Origin of the sequence: Sphingopyxis macrogoltabida, from assembly GCF_001314325.1 — a bacterium.
Classification (GTDB): domain Bacteria; phylum Pseudomonadota; class Alphaproteobacteria; order Sphingomonadales; family Sphingomonadaceae; genus Sphingopyxis; species Sphingopyxis macrogoltabida.
The window spans coordinates 3,806,654-3,829,917 of record NZ_CP009429.1 but is presented as its reverse complement, the minus strand read 5'-3'; the positions used below and the strand labels follow the sequence as shown (position 1 = coordinate 3,829,917).

General features: G+C 67.0%; 19 protein-coding genes and 1 pseudogene. 8 read left to right on the top strand and 12 right to left on the bottom strand.

Going from position 1 to position 23,264, the window contains the following annotated elements; translation table 11 throughout:
- Positions 1-208: 208 nt before the first annotated feature.
- From LH19_RS18525 to LH19_RS18500, 6 genes are all read right to left on the bottom strand, one after another.
- On the bottom strand, positions 209-790 hold the full coding sequence (locus tag LH19_RS18525) for a hypothetical protein (RefSeq protein WP_054731190.1): 582 nt from the start codon (positions 788-790) through the stop codon (positions 209-211).
- Positions 790-2,058 carry an ATP-dependent Clp protease ATP-binding subunit ClpX gene (gene clpX / locus LH19_RS18520; protein WP_054589037.1) on the bottom strand — a complete coding sequence of 423 codons (1,269 nt, stop codon included), beginning with the start codon at positions 2,056-2,058 and terminating at the stop codon, positions 790-792. The genes LH19_RS18525 and clpX overlap by 1 nt, the downstream gene beginning before the upstream one ends.
- Before the next feature lie 260 nt (positions 2,059-2,318).
- A complete protein-coding gene (locus LH19_RS18515) occupies positions 2,319-2,969 on the bottom strand; it encodes an ATP-dependent Clp protease proteolytic subunit (RefSeq protein ID WP_054731189.1) in 651 nt (216 codons plus the stop codon).
- A gap of 147 nt (positions 2,970-3,116) precedes the next feature.
- Entirely contained in the window at positions 3,117-3,455 is a 339-nt protein-coding gene (gene fdxA / locus LH19_RS18510; protein WP_054589035.1) for a ferredoxin FdxA, read from the bottom strand.
- 111 nt (positions 3,456-3,566) lie between these two features.
- Positions 3,567-3,926 carry an RNA-binding S4 domain-containing protein gene (locus tag LH19_RS18505; RefSeq protein WP_054731187.1) on the bottom strand — a complete coding sequence of 120 codons (360 nt, stop codon included), beginning with the start codon at positions 3,924-3,926 and terminating at the stop codon, positions 3,567-3,569.
- Between the two features lie 265 nt (positions 3,927-4,191).
- Entirely contained in the window at positions 4,192-6,966 is a 2,775-nt protein-coding gene (locus tag LH19_RS18500; RefSeq protein ID WP_054733849.1) for a helicase-related protein, read from the bottom strand.
- 280 nt (positions 6,967-7,246) lie between these two features.
- Between LH19_RS18500 and LH19_RS18495 the strand changes: the two genes are divergently transcribed.
- The 4 genes from LH19_RS18495 to LH19_RS18480 are packed head-to-tail and all read left to right on the top strand — an operon-like array spanning position 7,247 to position 12,659.
- Positions 7,247-8,791: a M23 family metallopeptidase gene (locus tag LH19_RS18495; protein ID WP_054731184.1), complete on the top strand. Its 1,545-nt coding sequence runs from the start codon at positions 7,247-7,249 to the stop codon at positions 8,789-8,791.
- A 60-nt stretch (positions 8,792-8,851) separates the two neighbouring features.
- Complete coding sequence (gene hemB, locus LH19_RS18490; RefSeq protein WP_054731182.1) at positions 8,852-9,850, top strand: porphobilinogen synthase; 999 nt, start codon at positions 8,852-8,854, stop codon at positions 9,848-9,850.
- On the top strand, positions 9,847-12,108 hold the full coding sequence (locus LH19_RS18485; protein ID WP_054731180.1) for a fused MFS/spermidine synthase: 2,262 nt from the start codon (positions 9,847-9,849) through the stop codon (positions 12,106-12,108). The genes hemB and LH19_RS18485 overlap by 4 nt, the downstream gene beginning before the upstream one ends.
- Positions 12,105-12,659, top strand: a complete 555-nt coding sequence (locus tag LH19_RS18480; protein ID WP_054731178.1) for a gamma carbonic anhydrase family protein — start codon at positions 12,105-12,107, stop codon at positions 12,657-12,659. Before LH19_RS18485 ends, LH19_RS18480 begins: the two co-directional genes overlap by 4 nt.
- 64 nt (positions 12,660-12,723) lie before the next feature.
- On the opposite strand, the gene LH19_RS18475 is transcribed toward LH19_RS18480, so the two are convergent.
- The 6 genes from LH19_RS18475 to LH19_RS18450 form a co-directional block, all read right to left on the bottom strand.
- Positions 12,724-13,296: a urate hydroxylase PuuD gene (locus tag LH19_RS18475; RefSeq protein ID WP_054731175.1), complete on the bottom strand. Its 573-nt coding sequence runs from the start codon at positions 13,294-13,296 to the stop codon at positions 12,724-12,726.
- Positions 13,297-13,375: 79 nt separating this feature from the next.
- Positions 13,376-14,050, bottom strand: coding sequence for an inner membrane-spanning protein YciB (locus tag LH19_RS18470; protein WP_054731173.1), 675 nt, complete (start codon positions 14,048-14,050; stop codon positions 13,376-13,378).
- On the bottom strand, positions 14,047-14,973 hold the full coding sequence (ftsY, locus tag LH19_RS18465) for a signal recognition particle-docking protein FtsY (protein WP_054589027.1): 927 nt from the start codon (positions 14,971-14,973) through the stop codon (positions 14,047-14,049). Before ftsY ends, LH19_RS18470 begins: the two co-directional genes overlap by 4 nt.
- Positions 14,970-16,205, bottom strand: a complete 1,236-nt coding sequence (locus LH19_RS18460; protein WP_145923516.1) for a MiaB/RimO family radical SAM methylthiotransferase — start codon at positions 16,203-16,205, stop codon at positions 14,970-14,972. The genes ftsY and LH19_RS18460 overlap by 4 nt, the downstream gene beginning before the upstream one ends.
- The gene (gene dapF / locus LH19_RS18455; RefSeq protein ID WP_054731172.1) at positions 16,202-17,008 is read right to left on the bottom strand and encodes a diaminopimelate epimerase; all 807 of its coding nucleotides are present in this window, start codon (positions 17,006-17,008) and stop codon (positions 16,202-16,204) included. Before dapF ends, LH19_RS18460 begins: the two co-directional genes overlap by 4 nt.
- Before the next feature lie 80 nt (positions 17,009-17,088).
- Positions 17,089-18,717, bottom strand: a complete 1,629-nt coding sequence (locus LH19_RS18450) for a putative bifunctional diguanylate cyclase/phosphodiesterase (RefSeq protein ID WP_054731170.1) — start codon at positions 18,715-18,717, stop codon at positions 17,089-17,091.
- A gap of 251 nt (positions 18,718-18,968) precedes the next feature.
- Between LH19_RS18450 and ffh the strand changes: the two genes are divergently transcribed.
- The 4 genes and pseudogenes from ffh (at position 18,969) to LH19_RS18430 (ending at position 23,264) form a co-directional block, all read left to right on the top strand.
- Positions 18,969-20,426, top strand: a complete 1,458-nt coding sequence (ffh, locus tag LH19_RS18445; RefSeq protein WP_054731168.1) for a signal recognition particle protein — start codon at positions 18,969-18,971, stop codon at positions 20,424-20,426.
- Between the two features lie 47 nt (positions 20,427-20,473).
- Positions 20,474-20,950 (top strand): annotated as a pseudogene (rpsP, locus tag LH19_RS18440) (30S ribosomal protein S16); the annotation flags it as partial.
- A gap of 228 nt (positions 20,951-21,178) precedes the next feature.
- Positions 21,179-21,688 carry a ribosome maturation factor RimM gene (gene rimM, locus LH19_RS18435; RefSeq protein WP_054731166.1) on the top strand — a complete coding sequence of 170 codons (510 nt, stop codon included), beginning with the start codon at positions 21,179-21,181 and terminating at the stop codon, positions 21,686-21,688.
- 58 nt (positions 21,689-21,746) lie between these two features.
- On the top strand, positions 21,747-23,264 hold the full coding sequence (locus LH19_RS18430) for a serine hydrolase domain-containing protein (RefSeq protein ID WP_054733842.1): 1,518 nt from the start codon (positions 21,747-21,749) through the stop codon (positions 23,262-23,264).

Here is a 23,264-nt window from a genome sequence, read left to right as displayed (position 1 = left end):
CCCTGAAGCCCGCATGTGGCACGGCTGTTACAGCGGTTCTGACGGGGCAAGCGAGGTGCGACGACCCGTTCTGCCGCAGGCGGGAAAACCACGGGGTTTGCGTCCGGACGTGGTTAATATCGGGAAACGCTCATGCGTTTTTTTCAGCTACTGTTGCTGCGTTGCAACATGCCTCGGTGACGACTCGACGAGGACCGTTCGTGGCGCCTCAGCGCCAGCGCGTCGGCGCATCGGCAAGCGCTTCTGCCGCGCGCGACCGCACGTCGTCCGCCGCATCGCGCGGCATGCTGAACCGTATTTTCACGGCCCAGTCGCCGTGCCGGGCGAGTTGGTAATATGTGAGATAGGGTGTGTCGCCGATCTGGGTGTCGTACCATCCGCTCATCACCGGCGCGCCGGGATCGGTGAAGCCTTGCGGGGTTGGGCGCGGCGTGCTGCGAAAGCGTTCAATCTGCCGGGCTTCGAGCGATTGCGCCTCGTCCGCCAGCGTGGCTTCATCGGGCCGGTAAACGAAAAGATCGATCCAGCCGTCGCCGTTCGCGCCGCCGCGCAACGTATATTGGACGGAGATATTGCCCGGCGCGTAGACGACCAGCTTGCGCGCCGGCATCTGCCCCAGTTGCGCGGGAAACAGATATTGCGAGGCAAGGTGGCGTATCGCATCGCCTTCGCGCCGGACCTCCGCCGAATCGGCGACCTCGGCGATCGGGATGCTGACCGGTTCGGCGCGGACGGGCGCCGCCGCGACAAGGGTCGCTGCGGCGAGCGCCAGACGCGCCGCGCGCAACATCAGGCGGCGTCGCCGGCTTCCTTCGCCTTGTCGGCATAGACGCGCACCGGGTCCTTGCGGCCCTCGACGACATCCTTGTCGACGACGATCTCGACCACGTCGGTGAGGTCGGGCAGGTCGAACATCGTGTCGAGCAGGATCGCCTCGACGATCGAGCGCAGCCCGCGCGCGCCGGTCTTGCGTTCGATCGCCTTTTTGGCGACCGCGACCAGTGCGTCGTCGGTAAAGGTCAGCGCGACCTCTTCAAGGTCGAACAGCTTCTTATACTGCTTCACGAGCGCATTCTTGGGCTCGCCGAGAATCTTGACCAGCGCGTCGACGTCGAGGTCCTCGAGCGTCGCGATGACCGGCAGGCGGCCGACGAATTCGGGGATCAGGCCGAACTTGAGCAGATCCTCGGGCTCGATCTGTTTCAGCGTCTCGCCGGCGCGGCGCTCGTCGGGGCCGGCGACATGCGCGCCGAAACCGATCGACTTGCCCTGCAGGCGGTCGCCGATGATCTTTTCGAGGCCGGCGAAGGCGCCGCCCGCGATGAAGAGGATGTTGGTCGTGTCGACCTGCAGGAATTCCTGCTGCGGGTGCTTGCGGCCGCCCTGCGGCGGAACGCTCGCGGTCGTGCCTTCCATCAGCTTGAGCAGCGCCTGCTGCACGCCTTCGCCCGACACGTCGCGGGTGATCGACGGGTTTTCGGCCTTGCGCGAAATTTTATCGATCTCGTCGATATAGACGATGCCGCGCTGCGCCTTTTCGACATTATAGTCGCTGGCCTGCAGCAGCTTCAGGATGATGTTCTCGACATCTTCGCCGACATAGCCCGCTTCGGTCAGCGTCGTTGCGTCGGCCATCGTGAAGGGCACGTCGAGGAAGCGCGCGAGCGTCTGGGCGAGCAGCGTCTTGCCGCTGCCGGTCGGGCCGACGAGCAGGATGTTCGACTTCGCCAGTTCGACGTCTTCGCCGCGGCCCGAATTGGCGAGACGCTTGTAATGGTTGTGGACAGCGACCGACAGGACGCGCTTGGCCTTGTTCTGGCCGATCACATAGGCGTCGAGATGCTGGCAGATTTCCAGCGGCGTCGGCACCGCGCCGTCCTTGCGTGCGGCGACCCCGCCCTTGATCTCTTCGCGGATGATGTCGTTGCACAGCTCGACGCATTCGTCGCAGATGAACACGGTCGGCCCGGCAATCAGCTTGCGGACTTCGTGCTGCGACTTGCCGCAGAAGGAGCAGTAAAGAGTGCTCTTGCTGTCCGAGCCGCTCAATTTGGTCATATATTGTCCTCTGGCAGACGCCAAAAGGGCGTTGCCGTCTTTATCCTAGTCCGCCGCCACCCGATTACAATATGGCAATTGGGTGACATGGCTTCAATGTCACCCAATAGCATGGTGCGGCAAAAGGGGCGTCAAGAAACGCGGTTAGCGTTTCTTTGCTGGGTTCGGCACCGGCCCGCTCCCCCACCCGGCCTCCCAACAGCGTATCCTGAAATGGGACGCCGGGTGGGGGAGCGGGCCGGTGCCGCCCGGTTGGTGAATCAGGGCGTCGGGCCCTCGCTTTGGGTCGCGGCGCCGGTCTCGCCGTCGACCGCCGGACGCGAGCCGAAGACGTGATCGACGAGGCCGAATTCCTTGGCTTCCTCGGCTTCGAGGAAGGTGTCGCGGTCCATCGCCTTTTCGATCTCTTTCAGCGGCTTGCCGGTGTATTTGACGTACAGGTCGTTCATCCGCTTGCGGATGCGCAGGATTTCGCGGGCCTGGATCTCGATATCCGACGCCATGCCGCGCGCACCGCCCGACGGCTGGTGGATCATGACGCGGGCGTTGGGCAGCGCGACGCGCATGCCGGGCTCGCCCGCCGCGAGCAGGAAGCTGCCCATCGACGCCGCCTGACCGATACAGAAGGTGCCAACACGCGGCCGGATATATTGCATCGTGTCGTGGATCGCCATGCCCGCCGTGACGACGCCGCCCGGCGAATTGATGTACATGAAGATGTCCTTCTTCGGATTTTCCGATTCGAGGAACAGCAGCTGCGCCGTGATCAGCGACGCCATATTGTCTTCGACCTCGCCGGTGACGAAGATGATCCGTTCGCGCAGCAGGCGGGAGAAAATGTCGAAGCTGCGTTCGCCGCGGCTCGTCTGTTCGACGACGACGGGAACAAGGGCGGCGAGCGGGTCGATCATTGGGAATTCGTCCTTCGTTGTTCGGGTTGCCCTGCCGAGGACCGGCGGGCTGCCCCTCCGCCATCCTACATCGGCGCCAAGCCGGACGGTTTCAAGGGGGCAAAAAAAGGGCGGGAAACTCCCGCCCTGGTCTCGATCCGGTCTCGATCAGTCGCCTTCGCCCGGTTCGGGCGAGAAATATTTGTCGAACTTGTCATCGACGCCCTTGAACTCGTCGGCGTCCGCCGGGCTGTCCTTCTTGACCGTGATGTTCGGCCATTCGGCGCTGAACTTGGTGTTCACTTCCAGCCATTTTTCGAGGCCGCTTTCGGTGTCCGGCAGGATCGCCTCGGCGGGGCATTCGGGTTCGCACACGCCGCAGTCGATGCACTCGTTGGGATTGATGACGAGCATATTCTCGCCCTCATAGAAACAGTCGACCGGACAGACCTCGACGCAGTCCATATATTTGCAACGGACGCAGGCATCGGTGACGACATAGGTCATGGGTTCGGCTCCCTCAGATGACGGCAATCGGACCGTCAGGCTCTCATATCGGCTGCCTCTATGCCGCGCGAGTGCGGCGCGTCAACGCTAAGCGACAGTTGCGAATCACTCTCACTCGATAGGGCTGCCGGAGCGGTTTGCGAGGACAGTATTTCCATCGTCGCTGATAGCCGGAGTGGCAGCCGCCGGGGCGTCGGCGTCGAGCTTGCGATAGCAAGCCTGCGCCTCGCTCGCCGGACCGCGGCGGGTGGGCAGCGACAGCAGCCGGATCACCTCGATCCGCTCGCCGACAGGCAGGACGAGCGTCTGGCCGACATGGACCGCGCACGACGAGCGCGTCACCCGCCGTCCGTCGAGCCGGATATGCCCCGCCGCGACGATCGCCTGGGCAAGGCTGCGCGAACGCGCGAAGCGCAGGTACCAGAGCAGCTTGTCGAGCCGGATGCTGCCCGCGGCGCCAGGGCTCGCCATTAGGGCCTGTGCTCCCACACCAAACCGTCGAGGTTTGAAGCAAAATGGCTCAGTGCGAGGAGAGAAGGCGAAGACATATGTCGATATTTCGAGACTTCTCGACGAAGCAATGGGCCATTTTGATCAAATCCCTGCGGGACGCCCAAATGGCTTCCATCTCGACCCGAAAGCCGCTTGGAAAGGCAACCAGCCTTTCCTGCGCGTCTTTCGGCTCGATCTGTTCGCCATTTGGGCGCCTCGACGGTGTGGTGTGGGAGCACAGGCCCTAATCCTCGCGCGCGCCGGCGAGGAGCGCGGCAAGCCCCGCGAACGGGCTGTTCGGCGAGGGGCCACGGCGCTGGGGCGGGCTGCCCTGCGGCGGCCGGTGACCGTTTTTCGGCGGTTTGCCGGGTTGCGGCCGCGATCCCTTGCCATGCTTGACGGGTGGACGCGGGGCCTCATTGCCGGTGCGTGCGGGCGCACCGCCCTTGTGCCGCGACGGACGATGCTTGCCGCGCCCGCGCTTCTCGGCACTTTTCAGCCCCGACCAGCGCCAGCGTTCGAGCGCCGGGTCGCCGATCGGGCGGAAGCCGACGCTTTGCAGGAGTGCGCGCCGCGCTTCGCCGTCGAGACCGAGCGAGGTCGCCAGCGCGGCGTCGATCGCAAAGCCGGGCGCCACGACGGCCGAGGCGCCTTCCCCGGCATCCTCGCCATGGTGATCCTCGCCATGTTCTTCGCTGCCCCCGGCGATCGGCGCGGTTGGCGGCGCGGCCGCCTGCAGCCGTGCGGCATGCGCCTGGCGCGCGAGCCGTTCGGCCATGTCGATGCGCAGCCACCCGGTGCCGCAACGGCGAAAACCCGCGATGCCGAGCCCGGTGGCCGCGCCATCCTTTTGCCAGACCGCGCCGTGCGGGGGCAGCGCGGGGACGGGCGTGCCCTGCTGCGCTGCGATCAGCGCGGCGCGCCAGCGCACCGCTTCGGGTTTCAGCAATTGCGGATGGAAGATGTCGAGCGAGCCGATGGTGAGCCCAAGCTTGCGGAGCTGCGGCCGCTCGTCGGCGCTGATCGCCGCGAGCTGTTCGTCGACCGCAGCGCGGGCGATCAGCCCGCTGCCGTCGGTCATCGCCGCGAGCAACGCGCGCACGCGCGGCGGGGTGAACAGGTCGCCCGCGGCGGCGCCCATCGCGGCGAGCGGTCCCGCGTGGCGCGCGAGCTGCTGCGCGACATATTTCTGGAGCCGCTCGATGATCGCCTGCACCTGCGCGGGTTCGAGCCGACGGAGCGCGGGCTCGATCTGGATCGACGGCTGCACCAGTGTCGGTCCCTTGGCGAGCGACGCGACCACATGGCCGTGCCAGGCAAGGCGCGGCGGCGCGCCGGGTTCGGCGACGAGCGCCAGTGCGCCGTCGTCGCCCTCGGCGAGCGCGGTTGCACGGCGGGCAAGTTCGGCGCGCAGATGTTTCTCGGCGGCGGCCAGCAGCATCTTGTGGTCGCTCGCCCGCGCCACCGGGTCGACCTTGAACTGAAAGCCTTTCAGCGTCCCGATCGCCTCGCCGTCGACCGCGACGGTGCCGTCGGCGGCGACCGCGACGGGCAGGGCGGCGTTCCGCTGTCCGGCGTCGCGGAGCAGCAGCGCGAGCCGGCGGTCGACGAAGCGCTGGGCCAGCGCGGCATGGAGCGCGTCGGACAATCGCGATTCGAGCAATTGCGTCTGTTCGGTCCAGCCGGCGGCACCGGCGAGCCAGTCGCCGCGCTGCGCGATGAAGCACAGGGTCCGCACCGCGGCAATCCGGCTCGCGAGCTGGTCGATGTCGCCCTCGACATCGTCGAGCCGCGCAAGGCGGCGTGCGAACCAGTCGGGGTCGATCATCCCGTCGCCCTGCATCCGCCACTGCCACAGCTTGAACACCGTGCGGCTGTGATGTTCGGCGCCGAGCTGTTCGAAATCGGGGAGGCCGCAGACGTCCCACAGCCGCTGGACGGCATCGAAATCGCCGCCGCGCGCGCGCACTTCCATGTCGCCCGCCAGATGCTTGAGCACCGCGATGTCGACCGCTTCGGGCGCGGCGCGCAGCAACGGGTCCGACGGCGGGCGTGCGAGATCGGCGAGCAATTGTTCGAGCGAGCCGAAGCCGGGATTGGGCTCGCGCCAGAACAGGCTGGCGAGCGGCGGGAAATGATGCCCCTCGATCGCGGCGATTTCCTCGGGCGTGAAACCGCCCTGCGGCAGCCCGATGGTGCCGAAACTGCCGTCCTGCTGGTGGCGCCCGGCGCGGCCGGCGATCTGCGCCATTTCGGCGATCGTCAGCCGCCGCAGCCGGCGCCCGTCGAATTTCTGGAGGCTCGCAAAGGCGACATGCTGGACGTCGAGGTTGAGCCCCATGCCGATCGCATCGGTCGCGACAAGATAATCGACCTCGCCCGCCTCGAACATCGCGACCTGGGCATTGCGCGTCCGCGGGCTCAATGCCCCCATGACCACCGCCGCGCCGCCCGAGAAACGACGCAGCATCTCGGCGATCGCATAAACCTCTTCGGCCGAGAAAGCGACGATGGCCGATCGCTTGGGCAGCCGCGACAGCTTCGACGATCCGGCATAGCTCAGCGTCGAGAACCGCGGGCGGGTGATGATTTCGGCCTCGGGGACGAGCCCCTTGACCAGCCCCTTGATGCTCGCCGAACCGAGGATCATCGTTTCCTCGCGGCCGCGGGCGCGGAGCAGTCGGTCGGTGAAGACATGGCCGCGTTCGGGATCGGCGCCGAGCTGCGCCTCGTCGATGCCGACGAAGGCCACATCGCGCTCGACCGGCAGCGCTTCCATCGTGCCGAGCAGATAGCGTGCCTCGGGCGGCATGATCCGCTCTTCGCCGGTGATGAGGGCGACTTGTGCCGCGCCCTTGATCGCGACGACGCGGTCGTAAACCTCGCGCGCGAGCAGGCGCAGCGGAAAGCCGATCATGCCGCTCGACCGGGCGGTCAGACGCTCGACCGCCAAATGGGTTTTGCCGGTGTTGGTGGGGCCAAGGACAGCCTTGACCGGGTGGGAAGAGGATGACGTCATTGTCTTGATTCTCACGCTGGCATGCGGCGCGTCCGCGCGCAACAGGCGATCGATGGAAGCGGGGGCCGGGCCGCCATTTTCTTCGCTCGCTCACGCCATAACGCGGTCACGCCACGGCCCGCCGCAAGCCAAATCGGCGAACCGTCCATTAAATTGACTTTAACGCCCTTTGTTTACAGACATTGGTACGGAAACATCATCGACGGCGCCTTTTCGGGGGGCAATGCCGGCGAGCGGGGGTTGCAAAACTTTGTTTCAGCGTCACGAACCCATTGCGGGGATGTCCGGCAACGCGGCTGCGCTCACCATGTCGCAGGCGGTTTCGCTGCGCCGGGCGCCCGCCGAGGCCGAACCGCATGCGACGTGGCGCGACCGGCTGGCGCAGCTCGACCTAGTTCCCGATCTTGGCGACAATATCGGTTCGGCCGAATGGTGGCGCGGCCTTGCGACATTAACCCTGCTCTGCGGCACCGCGATCGCGACCTTCCCCGGCATCCAGCCGCTCCAGACCGCGGGCACGCCCGCGCTCGATGCGGCCGATTTCAACGAGGCGCGCGCGCAGATGATCGTCCCGCTCGCGCTCGGCGGCGATACCGGGCGGCATATGGCGGCGACCGATGCGGTGCGCCCGCTGACCCAGACCCCCGAACGGCCGCAGATCGAACTCACCGCCACCCTCGGCAGCGGCGACAGCTTTGCGCGCCTGCTCGAACGCTCGGGCGTCGGCGGCAGCGAGGCACAGGCGCTCGCGAGCCAGGTCGCGGGCGCGGTGCCGCTCGCCGATATCGCGCCGGGCACGCGGATCGACCTGATCCTCGGCCGCCGCGCTGCGCGCACCATGCCGCGGCCGGTCGAAGCGCTGGCGATGCGTGCGCGCTTCGACCTCCGCATCGAGATGGAACGTATCGACGGCCGGCTCGTCATGCGCCGCATCCCGATTGCGGTCGACGCGACGCCGCTGCGCATCCGCGGCCGCGTCGGCGACAGCCTCTACCGCTCGGCGCGCGCCGCCGGGGCACCGCCAGAGGCGATCCAGGCCTATCTGCGCGTCATCGGCAAACAGATTTCGGTCGGCAGCGATATCCGCTCCGCCGACGAATATGACATCATCGTCGACCATCGCCGCGCCGAGACGGGCGAGAGCGAGACCGGCAAGCTGCTTTATGCGGGGCTGATCCGCGGTGGCAAGCCGAAGCTGTCGATGCTCGAATGGACCGTCGATGGGCGCAGTCAATGGTACGAGGCGTCGGGCGTCGGCGAACAGCGCGGCGGCATGGCTCGCCCGACCAACGGCCGCGTCACCTCGACCTTCGGGATGCGGCGCCATCCGATCCTTGGCTACCGGCGGATGCACAGCGGGATGGATTTCGGCGGCGGTTACGGCGCGCCCATCTATGCGGTGACCGACGGCATCGTCACGGTCGCCGGGCGCACCGGCGGCTTCGGCAATTATGTGAAGCTCAATCACGGTAACGGGCTCGGCACTGGCTATGGCCATATGAGCCGCATCGCCGTGCGGCCGGGGCAGCACGTCAATCGCGGGCAGGTGATCGGCTATATCGGCTCGACCGGCCTCTCGACCGGCCCGCACCTTCACTACGAGCTCTATCGCAACGGCCATGCGGTGAACCCGGCGTCGGTCACCTTCGTCACGCGCGCGCTGCTCGAGGGCAAGGCGCTCGCCGACTTCCGCGCCCGCATTCGCACCCTGACCGCGGTCGCGCCCGGCGCCGCACTGACCCCGATCGCGGCGAAACAGGCCGAAGGGCCGAAGCTGGGGTCGCTCGCCGATGTGGCCTCGAAACGCGCCGGCGACGGGATCTAGTCCCACATAAAAGTGGCAATATCCATTTGCCCGGCAGCGCGGCGCCGCTATGCACGCCGCATGACCCAAGCCGCTTTCCCCGACCTCCGCCTCCGCCGTACCCGCCGCACCGGCTGGAGCCGCGCGATGGTGCGCGAGACGCAGCTTTCGCCCGCCAACCTCATCTGGCCGCTGTTCGTCTGCGACGGGTCGGGTACCGAGGAGCCGATCGGCAGCCTGCCCGGCGTGTCGCGCTGGTCGGTTGAGCTGCTCGTCGAACGGGCCCGCGACGCGGTCGCGGCGGGCATCCCCTGCCTCGCGCTGTTTCCCTATACGCAGGCGGACCGGCGCAGCGCGGACGGCGCCGAGGCGCTCAATCCCGACAATCTGATGTGCCGCGCGGTCGCGGCGATCAAGCAGGCGCTCGGCGACGACATCGGCGTGCTCACCGACGTGGCGCTCGATCCCTACACCAGCCACGGGCAGGACGGGCTGATCGACGATACGGGCTATGTGCTCAATGACGACACGGTCGGGGTGCTGGTGGGGCAGGCGCTCAATCAGGCGCGTGCCGGCGCCGATATCATCGCGCCCTCCGACATGATGGACGGCCGTATCGGTGCGATCCGGCAGGCGCTGGAAAGCGAAGGCTTCGGCCACGTCCAGATCATGAGCTATGCGGCCAAATATGCCTCGGCCTTCTACGGCCCGTTCCGCGACGCGGTCGGGTCGCGCGGGCTGCTGAAGGGCAACAAGAAGACCTATCAGATGGACCCCGCGAACAGCGAAGAGGCGCTGCGTGAAGTCGCGCAGGACCTTGCCGAGGGCGCCGACAGCGTGATGGTCAAGCCCGGGCTGCCCTATCTCGACATCGTGCGCGCGGTGAAGGACAATTTCGCGGTGCCCGTCTACGCCTATCAGGTGTCGGGCGAATATGCGATGATCGAGGCTGCGGCGGCCGCGGGTGCGGGCGACCGCGATGCGCTCGTCCTCGAAACGCTGCTCGCTTTCCGGCGCGCCGGCGCGTCGGGCGTGCTCAGCTATCATGCGCTTCATGCGGCCCGGTTGCTGACCGCGTGACCCTTTCCGTACCCGCATCGCCGCGCCGCTGGCTGTTCGTGCTGACGATCCTCGTCGGCAGTTTCCTGCTCTTCCTCGTCCAGCCGATGGTGGCGCGGATGGTGCTGCCCAAATTGGGCGGCGCACCGGCGGTGTGGAACAGCGCGATGCTCGTCTATCAGGCGCTGTTGCTCGGCGGCTATGCCTATGCGCACTGGCTCGGACGGTTCACGATCCGGCGGCAGGCGGCGATCCATCTCGGGCTGTTTCTGGTCGCCGCGCTATGGCTTCCCATCGGCATCGCCGCGATCGCGCCGCCCGCGCCCGGACAGGAAGTGCTGTGGGTGCCGCTGCTGCTGCTCGCGTCGATCGGCCCGGTGTTCTTCGTGGTCTCGGCGCAGGCACCGCTGATGCAACGCTGGTTCGCCGCCGATGCGCGCGCGGGCGACCCTTATTATCTCTACGCCGCATCGAACCTCGGCAGCTTTGCCGGGCTGCTCAGCTATCCGGCGCTCGTCGAGCCGAGCTTGCCGCTCGCGGCGCAAAGCTGGGGCTGGACCGCGGGTTATGCGCTGCTCGTGCTGCTCGTCGCGGCGAGCGCGGCCGCGCGCTGGCAGCGCGGCACGGTGCATGACGACGGGGCGGCGGCGGACGAAGAGCCGCGCCCCGCGCTGCGGCGCCAGCTTCACTGGCTGCTGATCGCGGCGGTGCCGTCGGGGCTGATGCTGTCGACGACGACGCACCTCACCACCGACATCGTCGCGATGCCGTTGCTGTGGGTATTGCCGCTCGGCCTCTATCTGCTCAGTTTCGTGATCGCCTTTTCGACCGCGACGCGGCTGACGCAGATCATCACCTTCACCGCGCCTGCGGTCCTGCTTTCGGTCGGCGGGCTCGCGCTGCTGAGTTCGGGCGGCGGGTCGATGATGGTTGCGCTCGCGAGCCTCGGGATGCTGTTCGTCGTCGCGGTGGCGTTGCACGGCTATCTCTATCACCTCCGCCCCGCGGCGCAGCATCTGACGCTTTTTTATCTCATCATGTCGGCGGGCGGGGTGCTCGGCGGGCTGTTCGCGGCGCTGTTCGCACCGCTCCTCTTCGACTGGGTCTATGAACATCCGTTGCTCGTCCTTGCCGCCGCGGCGCTGCTGCCACTGCCCGCGCTGCTGCCGTGGGACCAGTGGCTGAAGCTGCCGGCGGCGAAAGCGCGCGCCGTCGCGGCGCTGCTCGTCGGGTTCGCCGCTTTTGCCTGCTGGCAAATGGTCGGCGGCTGGACGGGTTCTCTCGCCGGGGCGACGGCGATCTGGGGTCTCGCCATCTTCGTCATCGGCCTGCTCGTGATCGGCTGGCGCTGGGCCTATGTCTCCGCGCTCGCGTTGCTGATGGTCGGCGTGGGCGGCTGGGACACGATGGAGGAAAGCTTCACCGGGATGCGCGTGCGCAGCTATTTCGGCGTCTATACCGTCACCGACGACGGCTATCGTCACCAGCGCCGCCTCGCCCATGGCACGACTCTGCACGGGCTGCAGCGGACCGATAGCGGGGGACGGCTCGAACCGACGACCTATTACGGGCACCAGTCGGGGGTCGGGCTGACGCTCGACAAGGCAGAGGCGCTCGCCGGACCCGATGCGGCGGTCGGTATCGTCGGGCTGGGGGCGGGGACGCTCGCCTGCTACCGCAAGCCGGGACAGCAATGGACGATTTTCGAAATCGATCCGGTGATGGTCGATATCGCGCGCGATCCCGCCAAATTCACCTTCCTGTCGGATTGCGCGGGCGACACGCCGGTGGTCATCGGCGACGCGCGCCTGCAGATCGCGAAACAGCCGGCGGGCAAGTTCGATGTCCTCGTCATCGACGCCTTTTCATCCGACGCGATCCCGCTGCATCTGCTGACCGAGGAAGCGATCGGCATCTACGCGCGGGCGCTGAAGCCCGACGGCATATTGCTGGTCCACATCTCGAACCGCTTCTTCGACCTCGAACCTGTGCTTGCGGCGGAGGCGAAGGCGCGTGGCTGGACGGCGGCGATCCGGATGGATCCGGGGCCGATGGGCGACGATTTCGGCGACCTCACGGGATCGAACTGGGTGGCGCTGACCGCCACGCCCGCACGCATGCGGGAACTGACGGGCGGCATAAAGCTTCGCAAGGACCGCTTCGACGACGGTGCGTGGGTGCCGCTCGCCGCGCGTCCGCATTTCACCCGCTGGACCGACGATTACGCCTCGACGCTGCCGATCCTGCTCTGGAAACATCTCGTAGGAGGCCGCGAATGAACCGCAGCGACATCAGCATCATCAGCGTGGGCGGCAAGACGCCGCAGATCGACCCGAGCGCCTTCATCGCACCGGGATGCCGGATCATCGGCGACGTGACGATCGGCCCCGATGTCAGCATCTGGTATAATTGCGTCCTGCGCGCCGATGTCAGCCACATCGTCGTCGGCGCCCGTTCGAACATCCAGGATGGCAGCGTCGTCCATTGCGACGGTCCGATGCCGCACCGGCCCGAAGGCTTTCCGACGATCATCGGCGAGGATGTGCTGATCGGCCATCTCGCGATGGTGCATGGCTGTACGCTCGCCGACCGGGCGTTCGTCGGTTTGAAGGCGACGGTGATGAACGGCTGCCGCATCGGCAGCGATGCGATGCTCGCGGCGGGCGCGCTGCTCACCGAGAACAAGGAAATCCCCGATCGCGAGCTGTGGGCCGGCTCGCCGGCGCGCCGCGTGCGCGAGATCGGCGACGCGCAGGCGGCGGGCATGCAGATGGGCGTCGCCCATTATGTGATGAACGGCCGCATGCACAAGGCGGCGGTGGAGGGCTGATCGCCCGCAAAAAAGGGCGCTCCGGTTTCCCGGAACGCCCTTTCGGTAAGCGCCGCGAACCGGCTTAGCTGAAGTTCACCATCGCATAGAGCATCGGGATCGACAGCAAGGTGTTGGTCCGCGAAAAGATCATCGCAGTCTTCGCGGCCTTGGCTTTCGTGGCATCGTCGGCCTCGACGATCCCCAGCGCCTTCTTCTGGTTCGGCCAGATCAGGAACCAGACGTTGAACGCCATGATCAGCCCCAGCCACATGCCGACGCCGATCAGCTTGTAAGGATCCTGCAGCCCCAGCGCGGGCCCCAGATATTTGGCGTGGCCGGCGATCGCGAGGCCGAGCAGCACGGTGATCAGTGCCGCCCAGCGGAACCAGAACAGCGCGGCGGGCGCGATATGCTTGCCCACGGCGGGTTTCAGCTCGGCCGGGATTTTCGGCATCGTCGGAATCTGGACGAAGTTGAAATAATAAAGCAGGCCGATCCACAAAATGCCGAAGAAGGTGTGGAGCCAGCGCATGATCGCATTGCCCGCGGCGACGCCATCCTCGAAATTCTGGCCGTTGAGCCCCAGCATCAGGATGATCGCGAGCACGAGGCCCGCCCCGAGCACGGCGTGAAGATTCCCGAAAAACTTGTCCATGGCATTCCCCCTCGCTTGTTATGGGGCGCGGCGCGACCCGGTGCCCTCGGCATTGCTATGCCAGCGACGGGGGATGGGCTCAAGCTTGCTTGTCGAGCGCCGCTTCGTCGGGAACCGCCAGCCCGTGCTTCAGCATCACGGGAAGCTGGCTCAGTGTGAAGAGGAAGGAGAGGGCGGTGACCCCCCAGACCTTGATCGTCAGCCACAGGTCGAAGCTCATCCGCTTCGCCTCGATCAGCTCGTACATCACATGGTTGGCGATACCGAGCGCGGCGAAGAACAGGCCCCAGTTGCGCGACAGCAGCAGCCAGCCCTGCTCGGTGACCCCGTCGAGCGCCGATTGCAGCAGATATTTGAGCATCGGTTTCCCGAACCAGTATCCGCCGAGCAACAACGCCGCAAAGGCGGCGTAGATGATCGTCGGCTTCATCACGATGAAGCGTTCGTCGTGGAACCAGATGGTCAGCGCGCCAAAGCCGATGACGAGCACGCCCGACATCCACAGCATCGGCGAAATCTTGCCGAGCTTCCACTTCGACACCGCCATCGCGATGACGATCGCGACCATGAAGGCGACGGTGCCCTTGATCGCGCCGGTCGTCGCGGCGAAGGCGCCCGTCCCGCCGGAGGTGAATTTATAGGTCAGGAAGAAAACGAGCAAAGGCCCGAAATCGATCGCGAAATTGAGCCAGCCATGTTTGGCGGGCGGCGGCGCCGGTGCAGTCTCGGGGCCGCCGGGAAGCACGTCGCTCATCTTATATTTCCTGCAATGATGCCCGCGATCTCGTCGGCGTCGAAGGGACGGAGGTCGCCCATCGTCTCACCGATGCCGATCGCGTGGATGGGAAGCCCGTGGCGCTCGGCCGCAGCGACCAGCACGCCGCCGCGCGCGGTGCCGTCGAGCTTGGTCATGACGAGCCCGGTGACCCCGGCGACCTCGCGGAACACGTCGATTTGCGACAGGGCATTCTGGCCGGTCGTCGCGTCGAGCACCAGCACGACGTCGTGCGGCGCGGCGGGGTTGAGGCGGCCGAGCACGCGCTTGATCTTGGCGAGCTCGTCCATCAACTCGCGTTTGTTCTGCAGGCGCCCGGCGGTGTCGACGATCAGCACGTCGATGCCGGTCGCGGTCGCCTGCTTGACCGCGTCAAAGACGATGCCCGCACTGTCGCCGCCCTCGGGGCCCGCCATGATCGGGACGCCCAGCCGCTCGGCCCAGACCTTCAATTGCCCGATGGCGGCGGCGCGGAAGGTGTCGCCCGCGACCAGCATGACGCCATAATCCTGTTCCTGGAACAGGTGCGCCAGCTTGGCGATGGTCGTCGTCTTGCCTGATCCGTTGACCCCGATGACCAATATCACCTGCGGCCGCGGGAAGGCGTCGATCTCCAGCGGCTCGGCGACAGGGCGCAGCACTGCGGCGATCTCTTCGGCGACGACCTTGCGCAATTCTTCGGTGCCGTTCGCGGCGACGTCGCGGCGTTCGGACAGACGGTCGCGGATGCGCGCCGCCATGGCGGGGCCAAGGTCGGCGGTGATCAGTGCTTCCTCGATGCGGTCGAGATCGTCGTCGTCGAGCCGCGACTTGCCGGTCAGCCCCGACAGATTCTCGCCGAGCCGCTCCGATGTGCGCTTGAGGCCGCCAAGCAGCCGTTCGCTCCAGCTCGGCCCGCTCATGCCGCGATATCCCGTTCGATAGTGGTGGCGATCATGCGGTCTCCGTCGCGCGCGGTCATCCGCACGTCGATGATGGTGCCCGGCGCCGCGGCGGCGGCGAGGCGGATGGCAACGAAATTTTCCGCATGGCCGGTCACCCCGTCGCGCTCGACGAGCATCGATGCGGTGCGGCCGATCTGCGCGTCGAGCCAGCGGTGGCGGCGGCGGCCGTTGGCCTCCCGCAGCGCCGCGGCGCGCTGGCGCGCCATCGCGCGGCCGACTTGCGGCATCCGCGCGGCGGGGGTGCCGGCGCGCGGGCTGTAGGGAAAGATATGGCCGAAGACGATGTCGCAATCGTCGATCAGCGCCAGCGAGTTCGCGAACATCGCCGCATCCTCGGTCGGGAATCCGGCGATCAGGTCGGCGCCGATGGCGATGTCGGCGCGCGCGGTCTTCAGCCGCTCGACCAGCCGGACGGCATCGGCGCGGCGATGGCGGCGCTTCATGCGCGTCAGCACCATATCGTCGCCGGCCTGCAGCGACAGATGGACATGCGGCATCACCCGCTTTTCCTGCGTCAGCAGGGCGAAGAGCGCGTCGTCGATCCGGTCTGGGTCGAGCGACGAAAGGCGAAGGCGTTCGACCGGCAGCGCCAGCAACGCCTCGACCAGCGCCGCCAATGTCGTTTCGCTGTCGTCGCCGTAGCTCGCCAGGTCGACACCGGTCAGGATGATCTCGCGCTGGCCGCGGTCGAGCGCGGTGCGCGCGGCGGCGATCACCGCATCGGCACTCGCCGACCGTGCCGTCCCGCGTGCCAGCACCGTCGCGCAAAAAGTGCATCTATGCGAACAGCCGGTCTGCACGCCAAGGAAGGCACGGGCGTGACCGGCGCCCGAGAGGGCAGGGGCGTAAGCGAGCGTGCCGGGCGTGACGGCCGCGCCGCCATAGCTTTCGGCGCGCGCCTTCGCGTCGTTGCGGACGACCCGCGCGCCCATTTCGGTAAAGCGCTTCGCTTCGAGCTCCGCCGCGCAGCCAGTCACCACAACGTCGGCGCCGGGCCGCTCGCGCAGCGCCCGGCGCACCGCCTGCCGCGCCTGCCGCACCGCCTCGTCGGTCACTGCGCAGCTATTGAAGATAATCCTGTCGCGGCCGCCCGCCGCCCGCGCTGCGGCGCGCACCGCTTCACCCTCGGCGATGTTCAACCGGCAGCCGAAATTGACGACCTCTTGCCGGCCGGCGATTGCTGCACTCATCCGAACTGCGCCCAATCGGTCTCGCCCTCGAACACCCGCGTCGCGGCGCCGCTCATCACGATCGGTTCGCCCGGCGCCCAGCGGATGACAAGGTCGCCGCCGGGCAGCGATACGGTCACGGGCGACTGGACGATGCCGGCGCGGATCGCCGCGACGGCGGTCGCACAGGCGCCGGTGCCGCACGCCTGGGTCAGCCCCACGCCGCGTTCCCAGACGCGCAGTTGCAGGCAATCGGGGCCGTCGAGGCTCGCGACATTGACGTTGACGCGTTCGGGGAACAGCGGATCGGTCTCGATCCGCGGGCCCAGCTCGTCGAGCGCGACCGCGTCGGCTTCGGGGACGAAGAAGATGATGTGCGGATTGCCGACATTGACCGCGGCGCCATGCTCCAGCTCGTCCCACGCGACGGGCATGTCGCGCGTGTCCATCGGCATGGCGAGCGGGATATGCTCCCAGTCGAACTGCGGCTCACCCAGCACGACCTCGGCACCGCCGTCGGCGGGCGTGACACGGAGCATGCCGCCGAGCGTTTCGATCACCGCGGGCTGGCCGATCAGCGTCGCGACACAGCGCGTCGCATTGCCGCACGCCTCGACCTCGCCGCCGTCGGCGTTGAAGATGCGCATGCGGACGTCGGCCTTGCTCGACGGCTCAAGCAGGATGAGCTGGTCGCAGCCGATGCCGTGGCGCCGGTCGGCGATCGCATGCGCGCGCGCCGGCGTCATCTCGACGCTCTGCTCGCGCGCGTCGATGACGACAAAGTCGTTGCCGAGGCCATGCATCTTGGTGAAGCGATCCGCCATGGGCCGCATTTAGGAGCGCGGGGGCGGGAAGTCTAGCTAACCGTCCGGATCCCGTCGTCCCCGCGAAGGCGACGGTGAAATCACGCGCTCTTGCGCAGCGGGGCTTCGTCGGGCGTCGGAGCGCCTTCGGGCACCACCGGCGCGCGCATCAGCCCGCGTTCGGCGAGCAGGGCGGTGGTGTCGGTGGCGGAAGCCGCGCGTCCGTAATACCAGCCCTGACCCTTGGCGCAGCCGAGCCGCGTCAGTTCGATCGCGGTCGCTTCATCCTCGACCCCCTCCGCAGTGATCGGCATCGACAGGCTTTCGCCCAGCCGGACGATCGCGACGACGATCGCCTGCGCGTCGGGGCTGCCGCGCATCGCGGCGACGAAGCTGCGGTCGATCTTGATCCGGTCGAAGGGCAGCGCGCGGAGGTGCGACAGCGAGCTGTAACCGGTGCCGAAATCGTCGAGGCTCAGCGACACGCCCTGATTCTTGAGGCTCGTGACGATCGAGCGGACGAGCGGCAGATTCTCGAACAGCGAACTTTCGGTGATCTCGACCTCGAGTTGGCTGGCCGGGAAGCCCGTTTCGACGAGCAGCTTGGTGAGCTTCTGGCTGAACCACGGATCCTTGAGCTGCTGCGGCGAGATATTGACCGCGAGCATGATCGACGGGTCCCAGCCCTTGGCGATTTCCATCGCGCGGCCGATGACCTGCAGCGACAATTCGCCGATCAGTCCGCTTTCCTCGGCGACCGGAATGAAGCGTTCGGGCGGGATCATGCCATATTCGGGCGATTCCCAGCGCATCAGCATCTCGAAACCGAGCAGGCGGCCGCTCGCGATGTCGACCTGCGGCTCGAAATGGGGGACGAATTCGCCGCGCGGCATGCCGCTGCGAATCCCGGTTTCGATCTGGTTGCGGACCTGCACCGCCATTTCCATGCCGGGCTCGAACCAGCAGAAACGGTTCCGCCCCTCGTCCTTGCAATGATACATGGCGATGTCGGCCTGGCGGACGATCGTTTCCATCGTGATCCCCGCCTCGCTCGCCAGCGCGACGCCGAGCGAAGCGCCGGTGCGGATTTGTTGCGCGCCGTGAAAGATCGGTTCCTCGAGCGCGGCGACAAGCTGCGCCGCGAGCGCTTCGATATGGTCGCGCGCCGCGGGTTCGAACGGCAGCATCGCGACGAATTCGTCGCCGCCGAGCCGCGCCTTGGTCGCGCTCGGCGGCAGCACCGCCGTGATGCGCTCGGCCGCCACCTGCAGCACGCGGTCGCCCGCGGCGTGGCCGTGGATGTCGTTGACCGTCTTGAAATGATCGAGGTCGAGCAGGAACAGGGCGACCTGCCGCTTTTCCAGCGCCGCATCGACGATCAACTGCTGCCCGTTCGCCATCAGCGCGCGGCGGTTCAGGAAACCCGTCAGCGGGTCGGTGTCGGCCAGATAGCGCGCGCGTTGTTCGGCCTCGGTGCGTTCGACGATCTCGCGATTGAGATCCTCGTAACGGCGCCAGCCGAACAGGATCAGCGCGATATTGAGGATCAGCATCGAGGTGAGCACATTATCGGGGCCGCCGCCGATGCCGATCAGCGACCGGATCACCGATTGCATCACATTGCTGCCGGTGCCGACGAACAGCAGGATGGCGGCGACGACGATGCCGCCCGCGACGATGTCGCGTTTGGCGCCTTCGCTGCGGTCCCTTGGTCTTGGCATCGCTGTCATAGATATTTCCCCACCACCCGCGCGCCGTTCTGGACCCGAAGCGGTGAAATTTGCGTTAAACGGAGTGCGGCGGCGCTCGCTTGCCAGCCTGCGCATAAATGTGTATTGGCCGCCGCGTTCGCGCGCATCTTGCGCACGGACATATCGATGTCCGCGACGGAAAGTCTGTCCACGGATAGCCGCTGGTTGGCGAGGTTTCGCTCACCGGCGTCTTTTGCGTTGCGGGCCTCGAAACGAAGGATTTGAGGCGCATGTTCGACAGTCTGAGCAATCGGCTTGGCGATGTTTTCGGGAAGCTCCGCGGCCGCGGCGCGCTGACCGAGGCCGACGTGCGCGCCGCGATGCGCGAAGTGCGAATCGCCCTGCTCGAGGCCGACGTCGCGCTGCCCGTCGTCCGCAGCTTCGTCGATCAGGTCACCGAACTCGCGATCGGCCAGAATGTCCTGCGCTCGGTCACTCCGGGACAGCAGGTCGTCAAGATCGTCAGCGACGCGCTGACCGAGATGCTCGGCTCCGAAACCGCCGAACTCGAGCTTGCCGTCACCCCGCCCGCGGTCATCATGATGGTCGGCCTGCAGGGTTCGGGCAAGACGACGACGACCGCGAAGATCGCGAAGCGGCTGAAGGACAAGGAGCGCAAGAAGGTGCTGATGGCGTCGCTCGACGTCAACCGCCCCGCCGCGCAGGAACAGCTCGCCGTCCTCGGCCAGCAGATCGACGTCGCGACGCTGCCCATCGTCGCCGGTCAGCAGCCGGTCGAGATCGCGCAGCGCGCGCTGCAGGCGGCGAAGCTGCAGGGCTATGACGTCCTGATGCTCGATACCGCGGGCCGTCTCCACGTCGACCAGCAGCTGATGGACGAGATGCAGGCGGTGTCGCGTACCGCGAACCCCGCCGAAACCCTGCTCGTCGTCGACAGCCTGACCGGTCAGGACGCGGTGCAGGTCGCGCAGCGCTTCACCGATCAGGTGCCGCTCACCGGCGTGGTGCTGACCCGCATGGATGGCGACGCCCGCGGCGGTGCTGCGCTGTCGATGCGCGCCGTCACCGGCAAGCCGATCAAGTTCGCGGGCACCGGCGAGAAGCTCGACGGGCTTGAACTTTTCCAGCCGTCACGGATCGCGGGCCGCATCCTCGGCATGGGCGACGTCGTCAGCCTTGTCGAACGTGCCGCCGAGACGATCCAGGCCGAAGAGGCCGAGGCGATGGCGGCGAAGCTGGCCAAGGGCCAGTTCGACCTCAACGACCTGCGCACGCAGCTCAACCAGATGCGCCGCATGGGCGGCCTCGGCGCGCTCGCCGGGATGATCCCCGGGATGAAGAAGGCGCAGGCGGCGATGGCGCAGAGCGGCACCGACGACAAGATGCTCGTGCATTTCGATGCGATCATGGGGTCGATGACCCCCAAAGAGCGCGCGAAGCCCGAGATCATCACCGCGAAGCGCAAGATCCGCATCGCCAACGGTTCGGGCACCAATGTGCAGCAGGTGAACCGGGTGCTGAAAATGCATCAGGAAATGTCCACCGCGATGAAGAAGATCCGCAAGATGGGCGGCCTCAAGGGGCTCGGCGCGCTGTTCGGCAAGGGCGGCGGCATTCCCGGCATGGGCGGCGGCGGAATGGGCGGTGGGGGCCTTGGCGGCCTTCCCGGCCTCGGCGGCGGGGCGATTCCGCCCGAACTCGCAAATCTTATGAATAAGAAGAAATAACCCGATCAACCGACTTTGAATTTGATTTAGAAAGAAGGACTTACATCATGGCTACCTCCATTCGCCTTTCGCGCGGCGGTTCGAAAAAGCGTCCCTATTACAAGATCGTCGTCGCCGACTCGCGCAGCCCGCGCGACGGTCGCTTCATCGAGCGCATCGGCAGCTACAACCCGCTGCTCGCCAAGGACAATCCGGAGCGCGTCAAGCTCGACGGCGAACGCGCCGCGCACTGGCTGAGCGTCGGCGCCCAGCCGAGCGACCGCGTTGCCCGCTTCCTCGACGCCGCCGGCATCAAGGAACGCGCTGCCCGCAACAACCCCAACAAGGCGGTCCCGGGCGAAAAGGCCAAAGAACGCGCCGAAGAAAAGGCCCAGAAGCTGGCTGACGCCGAAGAAGCCGCAGCCGCTGCTGCCGCCGCTCCGGCGCCCGAACCCGAAGCCGCTGAAGAAGCTGCTCCGGCCGAAGAAGCCGCTGCCGAAGCCCCCGCCGCTGAAGAGGCTGCCGCTCCCGATGCCGCTGAGTCGGATGCGACCGGTTCGGTGAAGAGCGAAGCGACCGCCGAAGCTGTCGCCGAAGCCGTTGCCGACGAAACCCCCGCCGACGCGACCGCCGACGACGCGACCGCGATGGCAGAACAGGCTGCCGAAGGCGGCCCGGCCGAAGAAGCCCCGGCTGCTCCGGCTGCCGAAGAAGCGCCTGCCGAAGAGGCGCCTGCCGCCGAAGCCGGCGAAGAAAAGGCCGAAGGCTAAGCCTTGGCCGACGCCCATCGCCCCGTCACCCTTGCCGCCATCGCCGGCGCGCACGGGGTGCGGGGCGAGGTGCGTCTCAAATTGTTCGGCGAAGGCGCGGAAGCTCTCCGCGCCTTTTCCGTTTTGAATGCAGGCGAGCGTACGCTCACACTCAAATCGGTGCGTCCCGCCAATCAGGGCGCCGTCGCGACTTTCGCCGAAGTGGCCGACCGCAGCGCCGCCGAGGCGCTGCGCGGCACCGTGCTCACCGTGCCGCGCTCGGCGTTGCCGCCACTTGGGCCGGGCGAATATTATCACCACGATCTGATCGGCCTGCCGTGCATCTCGACCGACGGGAACGCGATCGGCCATGTCGCCGCGGTCGAGAATTTTGGCGCCGGCGACATCCTCGAAATCGAGAAGCCGGCCGAGCCCGGCAAAAAGCCCGTCCGCTTCATGGTGCCGATGAACGTCCAGGCGGTGCCGGCGTGGAGCGAAGACGGGCTGACCGTGAACGCGGCATTCGTCGAATAGCCGATTGTCCTCATCCGCCATTCTGATAGCCCCGTCGTAAATGGCCGGGGAGATTGTCATGCGCTGGAAATCGGGTTTCGTTTTCGCTCTCATGCTCGGCGTTGCGGCGCCTGCGACGGCACAGGAGCCCGCTCCCAAAACCCTCGACCAGCTCGCTCCCGAAATCGACGCGCTCTTCGTCAAATATCAGGCCGAACAGCATATTCCCGGCATGGTCTATGGCGTCGTCAAGGATGGCAAGCTCGCCTATGTAAAGGGCGTCGGCGTCCAGAATATCGCCGACAAGCGTCCCGTCACTCCCGACAGCCTGTTTCGCATCGCGTCGATGACCAAGGCGTTCACCGCGCTGTCGATCCTCAAGCTGCGCGACGACGGCAAGCTCCGCCTCGACGACCTTGCCGAGCAATATGTGCCGGAAATGAAGGGCTGGACCTATCCGACCGCCGACAGCCCGCGCATCCGAATCCGCGACCTGCTCCAGCATGTCGGCGGTTTCGTCACCGACGACCCGTGGGGCGACCGGCAACAGGTGCTGCCGCAGGACGAATTTACGAAACTGATCGCCGCAGGCGTGCCGTTCAGCCGCGTACCGCAGAGCCAACATGAATATTCGAACTTCGGCTATGCCCTGCTCGGCCGCATCGTCGCCAGAGCGTCGGGCGTGGCCTACACCGACTATGTCCGGCAGACGATCCTGACCCCGCTCGGCATGACGAGCAGCGGCTTCGATGCGCCGGGGGCGCCGAAGGCGCGCTATGCGCTCGGCTATCGCTGGGAAGATGACAAATGGTCCGCCGAGCCGGAGATGGTCGACGGCGCCTTCAACGCCATGGGCGGGCTGCAGGTCAGCGCCAGCGACTATGCCAAATGGGTCGCCTTCCTGCTCTCGGCCTGGCCGGCGCGCGACGACGCCGACACCGGCCCGGTCAAGCGCGCGACGGTGCGCGAAATGGCGCAGGGGCTCAACTTCGTCTCGGTCACCAACCGCATCGGGGCGAGCGGCGCGACCGCCTGCAAGCAAGCCGCCGCCTATGGCATGGGCTGGCGCGTCGCGCAGGATTGCGACCTCGGCCTCACCATGGCGCATGGCGGCGGCTATCCCGGTTACGGCAGCCATGTGATGCTGATGCCCGACCATGGCGTCGGCGTCTTCGCACTGTCGAACCGCACCTATGCGGGGCCGTCGGCGCCGGCATGGGATACCGCGGTGCTGATGGAGCAGGCGGGATTGCTTCCCGACCGCGCGGTGCCCGTCTCGCCGTCGGTGGCCGACATGTTCGCCGCGGCGCGCGGCGCTTATGCTGCGGGCAATCTCGCGCCGCTCGACGGCAAGCTGGCGATGAATTTCCTGCTCGATCGTTCGGCGGAAAACTGGGCCGCCGAATTTGCGCGGCTGAAAACCGAAGTCGGCGAATGCCCGGCCGCCGAACCGCTTGCGCCGATGGGGGCGATGTCGACCGCCTTTCGCCTGAACTGCGACAAGGGCAAGCTCGACGGCATGCTGCTGCTCGCCCCGACCACGCCCGCAACGCTGCAGGCGCTGCGCTTGCGTGTGGTGCCGGCCGAACAGCCCTGA